The sequence below is a fragment of the Paractinoplanes ovalisporus genome, from assembly GCF_016834655.1.
Lineage (GTDB): Bacteria > Actinomycetota > Actinomycetes > Mycobacteriales > Micromonosporaceae > Actinoplanes > Actinoplanes ovalisporus.
In genome coordinates this window covers 214,904-234,580 of the sequence record NZ_JAENHP010000011.1, presented here as the reverse complement: position 1 = coordinate 234,580, position 19,677 = coordinate 214,904, and the positions used below count along the sequence as shown (strand labels likewise).

At 73.9% G+C, this 19,677-nt stretch carries 1 protein-coding gene (running past one end of the window); it reads left to right on the top strand.

The annotated features are described in order from the left end of the window. Positions 1-19,677, top strand: partial view of a type I polyketide synthase gene (locus JIG36_RS52375; RefSeq protein WP_236048429.1) — the 3' portion only. 636 nt of this gene lie to the left of the window's left edge; only the last 19,677 of its 20,313 coding nucleotides appear in the window; the start codon falls outside the window, past its left edge; the stop codon is at positions 19,675-19,677.

Here is a 19,677-nt window from a genome sequence, read left to right as displayed (position 1 = left end):
GCCCTGCACCTCGCGGCGCACGCGCTGCGCAACGGCGAATGCACCCTGGCCCTGGCCGGCGGCGTCAACGTGATGGCCACCCCGGGCTCGCTGGTCGAGTTCAGCCGCCAGGGCGGGCTGGCCCGCGACGGGCGCTGCAAGTCGTTCTCGGACGACGCCGACGGCACCGGCTGGTCCGAGGGTGTCGGCGTGCTCGTGCTGGAACGCCTCTCCGACGCCGAGCGCAACGGCCATCACGTGCTCGCGGTCGTGCGCGGCTCGGCGGTCAACTCCGACGGCGCCTCCAACGGCTTCACCGCCCCCAACGGCCGCGCCCAGCAACGTGTCGTGCGGCAGGCCCTGTCCAAGGCCGGGTTGCGGACCGGCGACGTCGACGTGGTCGAGGCCCACGGCACCGGCACCCGCCTGGGCGACCCGATCGAGGCGCAGGCGCTGCTCGCCACCTACGGCCAGGACCGGACCGGCGCGCCCCTGCTGCTCGGCTCGGTCAAGTCGAACATCGGCCACACCCAGGCCGCCGCCGGCGTCGCCGGTGTCATCAAGATGGTCCAGGCCATGCGCCACGGCGTGGTCCCGCCGACGCTGCACGTTCGCACGCCGTCGAGCCAGGTCGACTGGACGCGCGGCGCGGTCCGCATCGCCGAGTCCGCGCAGGAATGGCCGGCATCCGAGCGTCCCCGGCGGTCGGCGGTGTCGTCGTTCGGCGTCAGCGGCACCAACGCGCACGTCATCCTCGAACAGGCTCCGGCCGCCGTCCCCGCCGCTTTCGCCGCCGAGGAGCCGACGGTCACCGCTTCGGCGCTGCCCTGGCTGCTGTCCGCCCGCACCCCGGACGCCCTGAAGCAGCAGGTCCACAACCTGCTTCCGTGCGCGGGCACGCTCGACCTGGCCTACTCGCTCGCCGTCACCCGGTCGGCCTTCGAGGAGCGCCTGGCCGCGACCGACCTCAACGCGCTGTCCGCCTGGGCTGCTACCGGCACCGCGCCCGGAGTCGTCACCGGAACGGCGGCGTCGCGGGCCAAACTGGCCGTGCTGTTCGCGGGTCAGGGGTCGCAGCGGGTCGGTATGGGCCGGGGCCTGGCGGCCCGGTTCCCGTTGTTCGCGTCGGTGTTCGACGACATCCTCGACCGGCTGGGCGTGGTCGTCCCGGACGACGAAAACCTGCTTTTCCGTACGGGCGTGGCGCAGCCGGTGTTGTTCGCGTTCGAGGTGGCGCTGTACCGCCTGATCGAATCGCTCGGCATCCGGGTCGACTTCCTGGCCGGTCACTCGGTCGGTGAGATCGCCGCCGCGCACGTCGCCGGTGTTCTTTCCCTCGACGACGCGTGCACGTTGGTGAGCGCTCGTGCGCGTTTGATGGACGCGCTGCCCGCGGGCGGCGCGATGGTGGCCGTGCAGGCCGCGCCGTCGGATCTCGTGCTGACACCCGGAGTCTCGATCGCGGCGATCAACGGTCCCCGCTCGATCGTGCTGTCCGGTGTCGAGGACGAGGTTCTGGCGATCGCTGCCCGCTTCGAGAAGACCAAGCGGCTCAAGGTGTCGCACGCGTTCCACTCGCCGTTGATGGAGCCGATGCTGGACGAGTTCCGGTCGGCCCTCGCCGGTCTGACGTTCCACGAACCGCAGATCCCGCTGGTGGTGTCGGGGGACGTCACATCGGTCGACTTCTGGGTGTCGCACGTGCGCGACACCGTTCGTTTCCACGAGAACGTGCAGAAGCTGTCGTCCGCGACGGCATTCCTCGAGATCGGCCCCGACGGCACGCTCTCCGGGCTGGTCAACGGCATTCCGGCGGTCCGGCGCGACCGGGACGAGGAGACCGGCTTCGTGGCGGCGCTGTCCCGCCTGCACGTGGCCGGGGTCGGGGTCGACTGGCGGGCCTTCTTCGCGGGCACCGGCGCCCAGTGGGTCGACCTGCCCACCTACGCGTTCGAACACGCCCCGTACTGGCCGCGCCTGTCCCCGGCCGCCTCGGGCGACGCGGCCTCGCTCGGCCTCTCCGACGCCGGGCACCCGCTGCTGGGCGCGGCGACCAGCGTGGCCGGGTCGGGGGAGTTGCTGCTGACCGGCCGCCTGTCCGCCCTGACCCATCCCTGGCTGGCCGACCACGTGGTGGCCGGTGAGGTCACGCTGCCCGCGAGCGCCGTGCTGGACATGGCCCTGCGCGCGGCCGACCAGCTCGGCCACGACAGCGTCGACCTGTCGCTCGACTCGGCCGTCCCGCTGCCCGCACAGCTGCAGTTGTGGGTCGGCGGGCCGGACGAGAACGGCGACCGCGAACTCCGCCTGCACGCCCAGCACCCCGGCGACGAGGAATGGACCCGGCACGCCACCGGGCGCATGCACTCGCCCGGTTCGCCGGTGGAGCACGATTTCACGGCGTGGCCACCGTCCGGCGCCACCGTGGTCGACCTGGACGGCTTTTACGACGACCTGGCCGAGGCCGGGCTGTCCTACGGTGACACGCTGCGCGGGCTCCGGGCCGCCTGGCGTCGCGGGGCGGAGATCTTCGCCGAGGTCGCGCTGCCGGCGACGGTCGAGGACGGCAACGCGTACGGGGTCCACCCCGCCCTGCTCGACGCGGCCGTCCAGGCGGCATCGCTCGACGGCGACCCCGGCCTCGCGACCACCTGGGACGGTCTTACCCTGCACGCCACGGGCGCGTCGGTCCTGCGGGTCCGCCTGGCCCGTTCCGGCGACACGCTGACGCTGGCCGCCGCCGATGTCGAGGGCCGGCCCGTGCTGTCGGCCCGGTCGGTGGGCCTGACCCCGCCCGCGTCGGTTGCCGCGACCCGCCGGAACCCGCTCTTCGGCCTGGGCTGGGTGCCGGCCAACCCACATGCGGCCGCGGCTGTTTCCGACGTCGTCACGATCCGGATCGAAGAGTTGTCCATGCCGGCCGGCGATGGGCCCGGGGCCGTTCATCAGGCGGTGGCGGCTGCCCTCGGCGACCTTCAGGGGCACCTTCCGTCGGACACGCACCTGGTCTTTCTCGGCCACGGTGGGGATCCCGTCGTGGCGGCGGTGCACGGCCTCGTACGGTCGGCCCAGACCGAGAACCCCGGCCGTTTCCTGATCGTCGACACCGATGACAGCCCTGCCTCCGCCGCCCTGCTGCCGATCCTGCCTTCGCTGCTGGCCGAGGGCGAGACCCAGATCCGGGTCCGGGACGGCGAGGTGAGCGCCGCCCGCCTCGTCCGCCTGCCCGAGGCTCCGAGTGCCGCTGCGGCCTGGGATCCCGAAGGGACTGTGCTCATCACGGGCGGCACCGGCGGTCTCGGCGCCGAGCTGGCCCGGCATCTGGTGGAGGCTCACGGCGTACGGAAGCTGCTTCTGCTGAGTCGCCGTGGCCCGGAAGCCCCCGCCGCCGAGGAACTGCGGCGACTCCCGGCCGACGTCGAGATCGTCGCCTGCGATGTGGCCGACCGGGACCAGCTGGCCGCCGCGATCGCCGGTCACCGCCTGACCGCGGTCATCCACACCGCCGGCGTGCTCGACGACGGCGTCATCTCGTCGCTGACGCCCGAGCGGATCGACACCGTGCTGCAGCCGAAGGTGGACGCCGCCCGGCACCTGGACGAGCTGACCCGAGACCACGATCTGGCCGCCTTCGTGCTCTACTCCTCGGTCTCGGGGCTGATGGGCGCGGCCGGGCAGGGCAACTACGCGGCCGGCAACAGCTACCTCGACGCACTCGCGGCCCAGCGGCGCGCGGAAGGCCGGCCCGCCCTTTCGATCGCGTGGGGCGCCTGGGCGCAGGACAGCGGCATGACCGCCACGCTCGGCGAGCGCGACGCCCGCCGCATCGCCGACGCCGGCGCGCCGCTGCTCACCGTCGAGCAGGGTCTGGCCGCCTTCGACGCCGCCCTGACCCGCGACGAGCCCCTGGTCGTGGCACTTCCGGCCGGAGCCGGCCGGGCCGCTGGGCCCAGGCCGGTCCCGGCGCTGCTGCGCGGCATCGTGCGAACCGGCCGCCGCCAGGCCGCCGACGGACGCGGACCCGCCGCCGGTGGGCTGGCGAAGCGGCTGGCCGAGGCCCGCGAGAACGACCGCGAACGCCTCGTCACCGACATCGTGCGGGCCGAGGCCGCCGCCGTGCTGGGCCACGAATCGGCCACCGCCGTCGGCGCCGACCGGGAGTTCCGGCAGCTCGGCTTTGATTCGCTGACCGCGCTGGAACTGCGCAACCGGGTCGGCGCCGCCACCGGGCTCACGCTTCCGGCCACGCTCATCTTCGACTACCCGACCCCGCGCGTGCTCGCCGCTCACCTGCTGGCCGAGCTCCTCGGCGCCGCCGCCACCGAGACCGAGACCGTCGCGGTGGACGACAACGACGACCCGATCGTCATCGTGGGGATGGCCTGCCGGTTCCCCGGCGGTGTCCGCAGCCCCGAGGACCTGTGGCGGCTGCTCACCGACGGCGCCGACGCCATGACCGGCTTCCCGGCCGACCGGGGCTGGTCCGACGGGCCGCTCGCCGACGTCACCGGGCAGGGCGGCTTCCTCGACACGGCCACCCGTTTCGACCCGGCCTTCTTCGGCATCTCGCCCCGCGAGGCCACCGCCATGGACCCGCAGCAGCGGCAGCTCCTCGAGGTCTCGTGGGAGGCAGTCGAGCGGGCCGGCATCGACGCCACCAGCCTGCGCGGCACCCGCACCGGCGTCTTCATGGGCACCAACGGGCAGGACTACACCCAGCTCGTCATGCAGACCCGCCGCGAGGTCGAGGGCCACGCCAGCACCGGGCTCGCGGCCGCGGTCATCTCGGGCCGCCTGTCCTACACGTTCGGCCTCGAAGGTCCGGCGCTGACCGTCGACACCGCCTGTTCGTCCTCGCTGGTCGCGCTGCACCTGGCCGCGCAGTCGCTGCGCCGCGGCGAATCCTCGCTGGCCCTGGTCGGCGGCGTCACCGTCATGTCGACGCCGATGAACTTCGTCGGCTTCACCGCCCAGGGCGGCCTCGCTCAGGACGGCCGCTGTCGCGCCTTCTCCGACGACGCCGACGGCACCGGCTGGTCCGAGGGTGTGGGCGTGCTGGTGGTCGAACGGGCCTCCGACGCCGCTCGCAACGGCCACCCCGTCCTCGCTGTCGTCAAGGGTTCCGCGCTGAACCAGGACGGCGCCTCCAACGGCCTGACCGCACCGAACGGCCCCTCGCAGCAACGCGTCATCCGCCAGGCACTTTCCGGCGCGGGGCTGCGAGGGGCCGAGGTGGACTTCGTCGAGGCACACGGCACCGGAACCCGGCTGGGTGACCCGATCGAGGCGCAGGCGTTGCTCGCGACCTACGGGCAGGACCGCGCCGAACCGCTGCGGCTGGGCTCGATCAAGTCGAACATCGGCCACACCCAGGCCGCCGCCGGTGTCGCCGGCATCATCAAGTCGGTGCTGGCCATCGGTCACGCCGTGCTGCCCCGCACGCTGCACGTCACCGCACCCAGCAGCCACGTCGACTGGTCGACGGGCGCGGTCGAACTGCTCACCGAGCAGATGCCGTGGCCTTCGACCGGGCGTCCGCGCCGGGCCGGTGTCTCGTCGTTCGGGCTGAGCGGCACCAACGCGCACATCATCCTCGAACAGCCCTCGACCCCGGCTGACGTCTCCTCGCCCGCATTGGTCGACGCGTCCTCGGACGACGCCTCCTCGCCCGTCACGCTGCCGGCCGGAAGCGAGACTTCGGCGCAGTCGGACGGGTCGGCGGCGAGCGGGACCTCGGCGCTGTCGGCGGCAACCGGCGTTTCAGCGTTGCCGTGGTTGGTGTCAGGGGCCACCGAAGCCGCGCTGAACGCTCAGATCGAGCGCCTGCGTGACACCGATGGCACGCCGTTGGACATCGCCTGGTCCCTCGCCACCGGCCGCGCCGCGCTGGAACATCGCGCGGTCCTCCTCGATGGCCGGGAGGTCGCGCGCGGCGTGGCCGGTGAGCAGTTCGTGGCGGCGTTGTTCGCCGGGCAGGGTTCCCAGCGGGTCGGCATGGGCCAGGGCTTGGCGGCCCGGTTCCCGTTGTTCGCCTCGGTGTTCCAGGACATCCTCGACCGGCTCGGCGTGGCGGTGCCGGAAGACGAGACCCTTCTTTCCCGTACGGGCGTAGCCCAGCCGATGTTGTTCGCGTTCGAGGTGGCGCTGTTCCGTCTGGTCGAGTCGCTCGGCATCCGGATCGACGCGCTCGGCGGTCACTCGGTCGGCGAGATCGCCGCCGCGCATGTCGCCGGTGTCCTTTCGCTCGAGGACGCGTGCACGTTGGTGAGCGCTCGTGCGCGTTTGATGGACGCGCTGCCCGAGGGCGGCGCGATGGTCGCGGTGCAGGCTGCGCCGGACGAGGTCGTGCTGACGCCCGGAGTCTCGATCGCGGCGGTCAACGGTCCGCGTTCGATCGTGTTGTCCGGTGTCGAGGACGAGGTTCTGGCGATCGCCGCTCGCTTCGAGAAGACGAAGCGGCTGAAGGTGTCGCACGCGTTCCATTCGCCGTTGATGGAGCCGATGCTCGATGAGTTCCGGGCCGTGGTCGAGGGGCTGACGTTCCACGAGCCGCGGATCCCGTTCGTGACGGCCGGTGATGTGACCGACCCCGAGTTCTGGGTGCGGCACGTACGCGACACCGTCCAGTTCCGAGAAACCGTGACCCGACTGTCCGACGCCACCGCCTTCCTGGAGATCGGGCCGGACGGGACGCTCTCGGGTCTGGTCGAGGCGGCGGCGGGCCGTCCCGTGCCGGGCATCCCGGCCGTCCGGCGTGACCGCGACGAAGAAACGAGCTTCGTCACCGCGCTGGCCCGCCTGCATGTCACCGGGGTCACCCTGGACTGGCGCGCCTTCTTCGCCGGCACCGACGCCCGCTGGACCACACTGCCGACGTACGCGTTCCAGCACGAGCGCTACTGGCTCGACCCCGAGCCGATGCCCACGGGCGTCGACCCGGTCGACGCCGCGTTCTGGGCCGCGATCGAGAGCGCCGACCCGGCCGAGATGGCCGAGGAGTGGGGCCTGGACGCCGGTGCGGTGTCGGCCGTCCTGCCCGCTCTGGCCGCCTGGCGGGGACGCCGCCGCGGCGAGTCGACGATCGACTCCTGGCTCCACCACGAGACCTGGCAGCCGCTGACCGCCCTCGGCACCCCAGCACCCGGCCGCTGGCTGGTCGTCGACCCGACCGGCGACCCTGACGCCCCGCGCATCGCCGCCACCCTCGGCGCCACGCTGGTCACCGACTTGGCCGAAACTGCGGCCGGCACGCCCGACGCGATCAGCGACACGCCCGGCACGACGGCCGACACGCCGCGCTCGACAAACGGGGCGATGACGTCGGCGAAGGGTTTTGAGGGCATCGTGGTGCTTCCCGGGCCGGTCGGCGATGCCGTGGTCCCCGCCGGGATCGCGCGGGTGATGGCGGTTCTGCGCGAGGCGAACGCACCCGTCTGGGTGCTCACGCGCGGTGCGGTCGCGACCGGTCGGGCCGACGCTGTGACCGACCCGCGCGAGGCCGCGCTGTGGGGCTTCGGTCGGGTCGCCGCGCTCGAGCAGCCCGCTCGCTGGGGTGGCCTGGTCGACCTGCCGTCCGAGCTGGACGAGCGGGTCCTGCGCCGGCTCACCGCGGTGCTGACCGGCGGCACCGGAGAGGACCAGGTCGCCGTCCGCGCCACCGGTGTCTTCGGCCGCCGCCTGGTGCCCGCCGCCCGCAACGAAAGCCCGGCCCGCAACGAAAGCCCCGCCGCGCGCGTTGAAGGCCCCACCCACAGCGAAGGCCCCGCCGAGGGGGAGCCGTTCACGTCCGGCGGCGCCGTCCTCGTCACCGGTGGCACGGGCGCCCTCGGAGCCCGCGTCGCCCGCGATCTCGCCGCCCGCGGCGTGACCAAACTCGTGCTGGCCAGCCGCCGCGGGCTCGACGCCCCCGGCGCCGCCGCCCTGCGCGACGAACTGACCGCCACCGGCGCCGAGGTCGTGGTGGCGGCCGCCGACACCGCCGACCGGGACGCCCTGACCGCCCTGCTGGCCGAGCACCCCGTCACCGGTGTCGTCCACACGGCCGGCGTGCTCGACGACGGCACGATCGACGGCCTCACCCCCGAACGCTTCACCGAGGTCTTCCGGGTCAAGGTGAGCTCGGCCCTCCTGCTCGACGAACTGCTGCCCGACGCGGACCTGTTCGTGTTGTTCTCGTCGTCGGCGGGCGCGGTCGGCAACCCGGGCCAGGCCAACTACGCGGCCGCGAACGCCGTGCTCGACGCGCTCGCCGCCACCCGCCACGCCCGTAGGCAGGTCGCCACCTCGATCGGCTGGGGCGCCTGGGCCGGCGACGGTATGGCCGCCCGATCCGAGGTCGGCGACGCCATGGGCCGGGTCGGCGTCAGCGCCCTCGACCCCGAGCTGGCCCTCCAGGCGATGTGGCGGGTCGCCGCCGGGCCGGCCGCCGCCCCGGTTGTGGCCGACCTGCAGCAGCCGCAACTTCTGGCCTCGCTGCTCAGCCTGCGGCCCAGCCCCCTGCTGTCCGGCCTGCCCGGCGCCCGACAGGCGGCCGAGGCCGTCGAGCAGGCCCGCCGGCAGACCGAGGAGGTCGGCTCCGAGCTGCACCAGAAACTGCGGACGCTGCCCGAGCGGGACCGGCTCGAACCGGTGCTCGACCTCGTGCGTACGGTCGCCGCGGCCGTTCTCGGGCACGCCGGCGCCGAGGCGATCGGCACCGACCGCGCGTTCCGCGACCTCGGCTTCGACTCGCTGACCGCCGTCGAGCTGCGTAACCAGCTCGCCGCCGTGACCGGCCTGACGTTGAACGCCGGCCTCGTCTTCGACTTCCCGACGCCGACCGTGCTGGCCGAACACCTTCTCGGCCAGCTGCTGGGCGCGGCGAAGCCGGACACCGACGAGACGGTCGAGGCCAGCACCGACGCGATCGCGGTCGTCGCCATGGCCTGCCGCTTCCCGGGCGGCATCACCAGCCCCGAACAGCTGTGGTCGGTGCTGGCCGAGGGCCGCGAGGTGATCGGCCCGTTCCCCGGCGACCGCGGCTGGGATCTGGCCGGTTACGACAACTTCCGCGGCGGTTTCCTCGACGGCGCCGCCGACTTCGACCCCGAGTTCTTCGGCATCTCGCCCCGCGAGGCCCTGGCCATGGACCCGCAGCAGCGGCTGCTGCTGGAAACCTCGTGGGAGGCGTTCGAGCGGGCCGGCCTCGACCCGCGGGCGCTGCGCGGCAGCCGTACGGGGGTCTTCGTCGGCACCAACGGACAGGACTACCAGCGGCTCGTGCTGGCCGCCCGCGAAGACCTGGAAGGACATGCCGGATCCGGTCTGGCCGCCAGCGTCATCTCGGGCCGCCTCTCCTACACGTTCGGGCTCGAGGGCCCGGCTGTCACGGTCGACACCGCCTGCTCGTCCGCCCTAGTCGCCCTGCACCTGGCCACACAGGCGCTGCGTGCGGGGGAGTGCTCGCTGGCCCTGGTCGGCGGCGTCACCGTGATGGCCACCCCGACCAGCTTCGGCGGCTTCGACCGGCAGGGTGGCCTTTCGGCGGACGGGCGGGTCAAGGCCTTCTCGGGCGACGCCGACGGCACCACCTGGAGCGAGGGCGCCGGCATCCTGCTCGTCGAGCGGCTCAGCGACGCCGAACGCCTCGGGCACCGGGTGCTGGCCGTCGTGCGCGGCTCGGCGGTCAATCAGGACGGCGCCTCGAACGGGCTCACCGCGCCCAACGGCCCGTCCCAGCAACGGGTCATCCGGCAGGCACTGGCCGGCGCGGGGCTGACCGCCGGCGACGTGGACGCGGTCGAGGCGCACGGCACCGGCACCCGCCTCGGTGATCCGATCGAGGCCGAGGCGCTGCTGGCCACGTACGGGCAGGACCGCGCGGCACCGCTGCGGCTGGGCTCGGTCAAGTCGAACCTCGGCCACACCCAGGCCGCCGCCGGCGCCGCCGGACTGATGAAGATGATCCTCGCGTTCGCCCACGAGGAGCTGCCCCGCACCCTGCACGTCAGCGAGCCGTCGCCGCACGTCGACTGGACCGCCGGCGCCATCGACCTGCTCACCGAACCGTCGGCCTGGCCGCGTGGGGAGCGCCCGCGCCGGGCCGGGGTCTCGTCGTTCGGCATCAGCGGCACCAACGCCCACGTCATCATCGAGGAGCCGCCCGCCCGCGACGTCACGCCGTGGACCGGCCAACCCGTCCCGTACGCCCCCTGGCCGCTAAGCGCCCGCAGTGACAACGCCCTCACGGCGCAGATCGAGCGGGTGCACGGCGACTCCCTGGACGTCGGTTTCTCCCTCGCCACCACTCGCGCCGAGCTGCCCCGGCGGGCGGTCGTCGTCGGCGGGGCCGAGGTCGCCCGGGGCACGGCCACCGACCGTACGGTGGCTGTGCTCTTCTCCGGCCAGGGAAGCCAGCGCCTCGGCATGGGACGCCAGCTGTACCACCGGTTCGACGTCTTCGCCGACGCGCTCGACCAGGTCACCGGCGAGCTCGACCCCTACCTGCCGCGGCCGCTGCGCGAGGTGATGTGGGGCGAGGACGCCGACCTGCTCAACCGCACCGGGTTCGCCCAGCCCGCCCTGTTCGCGGTCGAGGTGGCGCTGTTCCGGCTGGCCGAGTCGTTCGGGCTGCGCCCGCGGCACCTGGCCGGGCACTCGATCGGTGAGGTGGCGGCCGCGTACGTGGCCGGGGTGTTCTCGCTGAGCGACGCCTGCCGGCTGGTCGCCGCCCGCGCCAACCTGATGCAGGCGCTGCCCACCGGGGGCGCGATGGTCGCCGTGGAGGCCACCGAGGACGAGCTCACGCTGACCCCCGGGGTGTCGATCGCCGCCGTCAACGGCCCGCGCTCGATCGTGCTGTCCGGCGTCGAGGACGAGGTTCTGGCCGTCGCGGCCGGATGCGCGCGCAGCAGCCGCCTGCGGGTCAGCCACGCGTTCCACTCGCCGCTGATGGACCCGATGCTGGCCGACTTCCGCGAGGTGGTCGCCGGCCTGACCCTGCACGAGCCCCGGATCCCGATCGTGTCCACCGGTGACGTGACCGACCCTGAGTACTGGGTTTCCCACGTGCGTGACGCCGTCCGCTTCCACGACGCCGTCACCCGCTTGGCCGGGCTCGGCGTCACCGCGTACGTGGAACTCGGGCCGGACGGTGTGCTCTCCGGCATGGCCGCCGGATCGGTGCCCGAGGGCGCCGAACTGGTGCCGCTGCTGCGCAAGAACCAGCCCGAGGAGCTGGCCGCTGTCACCGCACTCGCTCGGCTGTGGACGGCCGGGGTGCCGGTCGACTGGCGGGCCTGGTTCGACGGGACCGGCGCCCGGATCGTCGACCTGCCCACCTATCCGTTCGACCGGCAGCGCTACTGGCCGACCGCCGGTGTCGGGATGCGCCCGGGTGACCTCGCCGGCTTCGGCCTCAGCTCGCCCGGCCACCCGCTGCTCGGCGCCACCGTCACGGTCGCCGGCTCGGACGAGATCGTGCTCACCGGCCGGGTCTCGCCCCGCGACCAGCCGTGGCTGGCCGACCACGTCATCGGGGGCACGATCCTGTTCCCGGGCACCGGATTCCTCGAGCTGGCCATGCGCGCCGGCGACCTGGCCGGTTGCGAACGGGTCGCCTCCCTCACCCTGGCCGTGCCGCTCGCGCTCGAAGCGACCCAGGCGGCCGCAATCCAGGTGCGCGTGGGCGAACTGGACGACAACGGCCGTCGCCCGATCGGCATCTATTCGCAGCCGGCCGACGACCGCGGCCCGGTGTGGACCGAGCACGCGACCGGCACCCTGACCCCGGCCGGCGGCGCCACCGGCGGACTGGACTCGTCGGCCTGGCCGCCCGCCGGGGCGAAACCGGTTGAGCTGGAGGGCTTCTACGAGCAGCTGGCCGAGCGGGGCGGGCTCGCCTACGGGCCGGTCTTCCGCGGTCTGCGCGCGGCCTGGCGGCTCGACGGCGACCTGTATGCCGAGGTCGCCGTGCCCGAGTCGGTCGAGGACGCGCCCATGTACGGCGTGCACCCGGCCCTGATGGACGCCGCGCTGCACGGCATCGGCCTGGTCGAGGACGCCGGGCAGGGCCTGCCGTTCGAGTGGAGCGGTGTCACCCTGCACGCCACCGGCGCGCCCGCGCTGCGGGTGCGGTTGCGGCGCACCGGCCCCGACTCGGTCTCGGTCGCCGCCGCCGACGTGGACGGCAACCCCGTCATCACCGCCGACGGTCTCATCATCCGCACGCCGTCGGCCCCACCCCGGACCGCCGTCGCCGGGTCCCCGGTGCTCGACTCGCTGTTCCACGTCGAGTGGGCGCCGATCGAGGAGGCCGGTCCGGCCCGCCCGTGGACGATCCACGGCGAGGACATCTTCGGGCTGGCCGCGCATCTGCCGGCGGTCGAGGGCGACCCCGAGGTGGTGCTGGTGCCGATCGCGGGCGGCAAAGGCCCGGCTGCGGTGCACGAGCTGACCGCCGCCGTGCTGGCCGAACTTCAGGACGCCCTGAACGGGACGGCCCGCACGGTCTTCGTCAGCCGGGGTGCCGCCGCTGTGGGCGAGGAAGCCGTGACCGACCTGGCCGCGGCGGCCGCCTGGGGTCTCGTGCGATCGGCCCAGGCCGAGAACCCGGGACGGTTCCTGCTCGTCGACCTCGATGACCCGGCGGCCGTCGGGCGAGTCGTCTTCCACGGCGACGAGCAGCAGATCACCGTACGGGGAAACGCCTCTCTCGCACCACGTCTGGCACGCCTGGCCTCCGCGCCCGCGCTCGTCCCGCCGCCCGAGGGGCCGTGGCGCCTGACCACCGCGGCCAAGGGCAACCTCGACGCGCTCACCTTGGCGCCCTGCCCCGAAGTGCTCGAACCGCTCACCCCGACCCAGGTGCGGGTGGCCGTGCGGGCCGGTGGCCTCAACTTCCGGGACGTGCTCAACGCGCTCGGCATGTATCCGGGCGAGGCCGGGCTCTTCGGGGCCGAGGCGGCCGGCGTGGTCACCGAGGTCGGCGCCGATGTGACCGGCGTGGCCGTCGGCGACCGCGTGATGGGCATGATGTTCGGCGGGTTCGGCCCGGCCGTCGTCGCCGAGGACCGTTACCTGACCCGGATTCCGGACGGCTGGACGTGGGAGCAGGCGGCCTCGGTGCCGCTCGTCTTCCTCACCGCCTACTACGCGCTGATCGACCTGGCCGACGTGCAGCCGGGCGAGCGGGTGCTGGTGCACGCGGGCGCCGGCGGGGTCGGCATGGCCGCGATCCAGGTCGCCCGGCACCTCGGCGCCGAGGTCTTCGCCACTGCCAGCGAGGGCAAGCAGGACGTGCTGCGCGGCCTTGGCCTCGACGACGACCACATCGCCTCGTCGCGCACCACCGAGTTCGAGGCCCGGTTCGCCGGCGGCGTCGACGTGGTGCTCAACGCGCTCACCGGTGAGTTCGTGGACGCATCGCTGCGGCTGCTCGGCCCGGGCGGCCGGTTCCTCGAGATGGGCAAGACCGACCTGCGCGACCCGGAAAGCCTGCCCGGCCTCATGTACCGGCCGTTCGACCTGGGCCAGGTCGACCTCGACCGGGTGCAGCAGATGCTGGTCGCGCTCGTCGAGCTGTTCGCCCAGGGTGTGCTGGAACCGTTGCCCATCAAGGCGTTCGACGTGCGGCGGGGCCGCGACGCGTTCCGCCACATGAGCATGGCCCGGCACGTCGGCAAGATCGTGCTGACCGTGCCCGAGCCGTGGGACCCGGACGGCACCGTGCTCATCACCGGCGGCACCGGTGGCCTCGGCGCCGCCCTGGCCGAGCACCTGGTCCGCGAACGCGGGGCCCGGAAACTGCTGCTGCTCAGCCGCAGCGGGCCGGACGCGCCCGCCGCCGACGAGCTGCGCGGGCTTCCGGCCGAGGTCGACATCGTGGCCTGTGACGTGGCCGACCGCGACCAGCTCGCCGCCGCCATCGCCGGTCACCGCCTGACGGCCGTGGTGCACACGGCCGGGCTGCTCGACGACGGCGTGGTCTCCTCGCTGACGCCCGAACGGCTCACGCCGGTGCTGCGGGCCAAGGTGGACGCCGCCTGGCACCTGCACGAGCTGACCCGCGACCACGACCTGGCCGCGTTCGTCATGTATTCCTCGGTCTCCGGTGTCATGGGCGCCGCCGGGCAGGGCAACTACGCGGCCGGCAACAGCTTCCTCGACGCGCTCGCCGCTCACCGCCACGGCCAGGGCCGGCCCGCGATCTCCCTCGCCTGGGGAGCATGGGCCCCCGGCGCCGGAATGACCTCGACGCTCGACGCGGCGTCGCTGGAGCGTATGGAACGTTCCGGCATGCCCCCGCTGCCGCTCGCGCTGGGCCTGTCCCTGTTCGACGCGGCCGTCGCCTCCGACCTGCCGCTGCTCGTGCCGACCCGGTTGGTGACCGGATCCGGCCCGGCGCCGTTCGCCGGGCAGGTGCCGCCGATGCTGCGCGGCCTGGTCCGCACCCGGCGCGCGGCGGCCACCGGCGGCCAGGTCGCGGGCCGCCTCGAACGGCTCAAGCCGGCCGAACGGGCCCGGGCCGTGCTGGAGACCGTGCGTGACGAGGCCGCGGCCGTGCTCGGCCACGCCTCGGGGCAGGCCGTCGACACCACCCAGGAGTTCCGGCAGCTCGGCTTCGACTCGCTGACCGCGGTCGAGCTGCGCAACCGGCTCAGCACCGCGTTCGGCCTGACCCTGCCGGCCACCCTGGTGTTCGACTACCCGACGCCCCGGGCGCTGGCCGAGCATCTGATCGCCGAGCTGTTCGGCGACGAGCGGTCCCGCGCCGACGACGCCGTCCGGGTCGTGGACGACACGATCGCCATCGTCGGCATGGCCTGCCACTTCCCGGGCGGCATCGGTTCGGCCGACGACCTGTGGGATCTGGTGGCCGAGGGCCGCAGCGCGATCGGGCCCTTCCCGACCGACCGGGGCTGGGACCTCAGCATGCTCGGCGGCGACGGTGCCGGCCGCAGCATCACCCAGCGCGGCGGCTTCGTCGAGGGGATCGCCGACTTCGACCCCGGCTTCTTCGGCATCTCGCCGCGCGAGGCGCTGTCGATGGACCCGGCCCAGCGGATGCTCCTCGAAACGGCGTGGGAGGCCCTCGAACGTACGGGAATCGACCCGGTCTCGTTGCGGGGCAGCCGCACCGGCGTCTTCGTCGGGGCGGGCGGCGCCGACTACGCCCACCTGCTGCTCAGCTCGCTGGAGAACATGGAGGGCTACACCGGCACCGGCACTTCGCCCAGCGTCACCTCGGGCCGGCTCTCGTACACGCTCGGCCTCGAAGGCCCGGCCATGACCATCGACACCGCCTGCTCGTCGGCGCTCGTCGCGACCCACCTCGCGGCTCAGGCCCTGCGCGGCGGGGAATGCTCGCTCGCATTGGCCGGCGGTGTGCAGCTGATGGCCGGACCGGGCGCGTTCATGGAGTTCACCCAGCAGGGTGGGCTGGCCGCCGACGGGCAGTGCAAGCCGTTCTCGGACAGCGCCGACGGCACCGCCTGGAGTGAGGGCGTCGGCGTCGTCGTGCTGGAACGGCTGGCCGACGCGCAGCGCCACGGTCATGACGTGCTGGCCGTCATCAAGGGGTCGGCGATCAACCAGGACGGCGCCTCGAACGGGCTCACCGCCCCGAACGGGCCCTCCCAGCAACGCCTGATCCGGCAGACGCTGGCCACCGCCGGGCTGACCGCGGCCGACGTGGACGCGGTCGAGGCGCATGGCACCGGAACCGTGCTGGGTGATCCGATCGAGGCTCAGGCGTTGCTCGCCACCTATGGGCAGGACCGGGACACGCCGCTGCTTCTCGGCTCGGCCAAGTCGAACCTGGGCCACACCCAGGCCGCGGCCGGGGTTGTCGGGGTCATCAAGATGGTGCAGGCGCTGCGGCACGGCGTGCTGCCCGCGACCCTGAACGTCACCGAACCCACCACCCACGTCGACTGGACCGCCGGCCAGGTCGAGCTGCTCACCGAGCGCCGGGACTGGCCCGAGACGGGACGGCCGCGCCGCGGTGGTGTCTCATCGTTCGGCATCAGCGGCACCAACGCCCACCTGATCCTGGAGCAGGCGCCGGACACAGCGGAACGGGCGGCGTCCGCCCCCTTGAAGGTGGTGCCGATGCCGGTCTCGGCCCGCACCCGGGCTGCGCTCGACGATCAGGTCACGCTGATCCGAGGCCTCGAAGAGAAGACCGTCGACGTCGGCCACTCACTGGTCACCGGGCGCTCGACGTTCGAGCACCGCGCCGTGCTGCTCGGCGACGACGTGGTGCGCGGTACCGCGACCGACCGACGGCTCGCGATCCTCTTCACCGGGCAGGGCTCGCAGCGCGGCGGCATGGGACGCGAGCTGTACGACCGCTTCCCGGTCTACGCCCGCGCCTACGACGAGGTGGCGTCCCGGCTCGGCCTCAGCGGCGAGCCGGCCGACCTCGATCAGACCGGCCATGCCCAGCCCGCCATCTTCGCCCTCGAAGTCGCGCTCTACCGCCTGGCCGAGTCGTTCGGCCTCGTCGCCGACCGCCTGGCCGGCCACTCGATCGGCGAGATCGCGGCCGCCCACGTGGCCGGGGTGCTCTCGCTCGACGACGCCTGCACGCTGGTCTCCGCGCGGGCCCGCCTCATGCAGGCCCTGCCGGCGGGCGGCGCGATGGTGGCGATCCAGGCCGCCGAGGACGAGGTCGAGCTGACGGCCGGCGTGAGTATCGCGGCGGTCAACGGCCCCGAATCGGTGGTCATCGCCGGTGAGGAGGCGGCCGTGGCGGCGATCGAGGCCGATTTCCAGGCCCGCGGCCGCAAGACTAGCCGTTTGCGGGTCAGCCATGCGTTCCACTCTCCGTTGATGGATCCGATGCTCGACGAGTTCCGCGCGGTGGTGGACGGCCTCACGTTCGACCGGCCTACCGTGCCGATCGCGGCCGCCGGTGACGTGTCCACACCGGACTACTGGGTGCGGCACGTGCGAGACACCGTGCGCTTCGCCGATTCCGTACGGACCCTGGCCGGCGACGGCGTCACCGCGTTCCTCGAACTGGGCCCGGACGGGGTGCTGGCCGCGCTCACCGCCGAGCAGGCGCCCGAAGGCTCGGTCGTCGTTTCGCTGCTGCGCAAGGACCGCCCCGAGGAGCACTCGGCCCTGACCGCGCTGGCCCGACTGCACGTGTCGGGCGTGACCGTCGACTGGTCACCGGTCTTCGCCGGGACCGGCGCCCACCGGGTCGACCTGCCCACCTACCCGTTCCAGCGGGAGCGTTTCTGGCCCGCCACCGGTGCCGCCCGCGCGGACGCCACCGGGCTGGGCCTGCGCCCGGCCGGGCACCCGCTGCTGGGCGCCGCGATGCCGGTCGCCGGGGGAGAGGGTCTGGCCCTGACCGGCCGTCTCGCTGCCAGCCCGGGCCAACGGTTCGGGGAGGCCGGCTTCGCCGAGCTGGCCGTCCGGGCCGCCGACCTGGCCGGCTACGACCGGATCGCCGAACTGACCGTGACCGCCCCGCTGGTCCTGGACAGCGCCACTGACCTGCAGATCTGGGTCGGCTCCGGCGAACTCACCATCTACTCGCGCCCGGCCGGAACCGACCGGCCCTGGACCGAACATGCGAAAGGCACCCTGGCCCTCGACGCCGGGCTCGCACCGGAGGTCGGCCCGCACGACACGCTGGTCGAGGTCGCCCTGCCGGAGGACGTCACCGACGCCGATCGCTACGGCATCCATCCGGACCTGCTGAGCGCGGCGCTGCGCGGTGACGGCGACGACCGCGTGCCGGTGGCCTGGCACAACTTCACCCTGCACGCGGCCGGCGCCCCCGCCCTGCGCGTCCGCACCGTCCCGACCGGCCCCGACACAGTGTCGCTGGCCGCCTTCGACGTGGACGGCGACCCGGTGCTCTCCGTCGAGGAAGTCACGCTGCGCGAGCCCGAGGAGGCCGCGTCTCAGACCGAGGGTGAGCCGCTGCTGCGCCTGGACTGGACCGCGGTGGAGACCCCGGAGGCGCCCGAGGGCCGGTGGGTGGTGCTCGGCGACGAGGTGCCCGGTTTCGCGGCGGTGCCGTCGCTCGCCGAGATCGAGTCGCCCGATCTGGTGCTGGTGCCGCTGCGGGGCGGCTCGGCCGACCCGGTGAGCGCCGCCCACGAGCTGGCCGGTCGCACCCTCGAACTCGTGCAGCAGTGGCTCTCCGACGAGCGTTTCGGCCAGGCCCGTCTGGTGTTCGCCGTCGGGGACGACCTCGCGGCGGCCACCGCGGCCGGGCTCGTGCGCTCGGCCCAGTCGGAGAACCCGGGAACGTTCCAGCTCGCCCACATCGACGGCGACGCCGCGTCGTGGACGGCGCTGCGGGCGGTGCCCGGTCTGACCGACGAGCCCCAGGTACGCATCCGGGCCGGTGTCATCGAAGTCCCGCGCCTGGCCCGCACCGACGGCGACAGCGGCCCCCAGGCCTGGGACCGCGACGGCACCGTCCTCATCACCGGCGGCACCGGCGGTCTCGGCGCCCAGCTGGCTCGGCACCTGGTCACCGACCGCGGGATGCGGAACCTGCTGCTCGTCTCGCGCCGCGGCCCCGACGCCGAGGGCGTGGACGACCTGCGCGACGAGCTCGCCGCGCTGGGCGCGACGGTCACCGTCACGGCCTGCGACACCACCGACCGCGAGGCCGTCATGGCCCTGGTCAAGGGCGAGCCCGCGCTGACCGCGGTCATCCACACGGCCGGTGTGCTCGACGACGCCACCATCGGCTCGCTCGACCCGCAGCGGCTGGCCTCGGTGATGCGACCCAAGGTGGACGGCGCCTGGCACCTGCACGAGGCGACCCGCGACCACGATCTGGCGGCGTTCGTCCTCTACTCCTCGGTCGCCGGTGTGATGGGCGCCGCCGGGCAGGGCAACTACGCCGCCGCCAACGCCTTCCTCGACGCCCTCGCCGCCCACCGGCGCGAGCAGGGCCGGGCCGCGATCTCGCTCGCCTGGGGACCGTGGGAGCAGGCGGGCATGGCCGCCGGGCTGGGCGGCCGCAGCGACCTGCCGCCGCTCACGGTCGCGCAGGGCCTGGCGATGTTCGACGCCGCCACCGGCCGCGACGAACCCCTGCTGGTGCCGGTGCGGTTGGGTGCGAGCGCGCCCGGCATGCCGGTTCCGGCGCTGCTGCGCGGCCTGGTCCGCGCCGGGCGCCGGGCCGCGGGCGGGCGGATGTCGGCGGCGGGCCTGCGTGAGCGGATCGAAGCCATGGCGCCCGCCGAGCGGACGGCCGCACTGGTCGAGCTGGTGCGGGCGCACGCGGCCGGTGTGCTCGGCCACGCGACGCCCGAGGCGGTCGAGACCGACCGGGAGTTCCGGCAGCTCGGCTTCGACTCGCTGAGCGCGGTCGAGCTGCGCAACAGCCTCACCGCCGCGACCGGGCTGCGGCTGGCCGCGACCCTGGTCTTCGACTACCCGACCCCGGTCGCGCTGGCCGCGCACCTCGGCGACGAGATGTTCGGGGCCGTCGAGGAGGGCTCGGCCCTGCTCGGCGAGCTCGACCGGCTCGAATCCGCCCTGTCGGCCAGCTCGGCCGGCGACCGGGACTCGGCGGGCGTGGCCGCACGACTTCGTGAGCTGCTGGCGCGCTACACGAACGGTGCGGACGCGTCCGCCGAGGAGACGACCGTGGCCGACCGGATCAGCGCGGCCAGCACCGACGACATCTTCGCCTTCATCGACAACGAACTCGGGCGCGGAAGCCGCAACGGCGGCTGA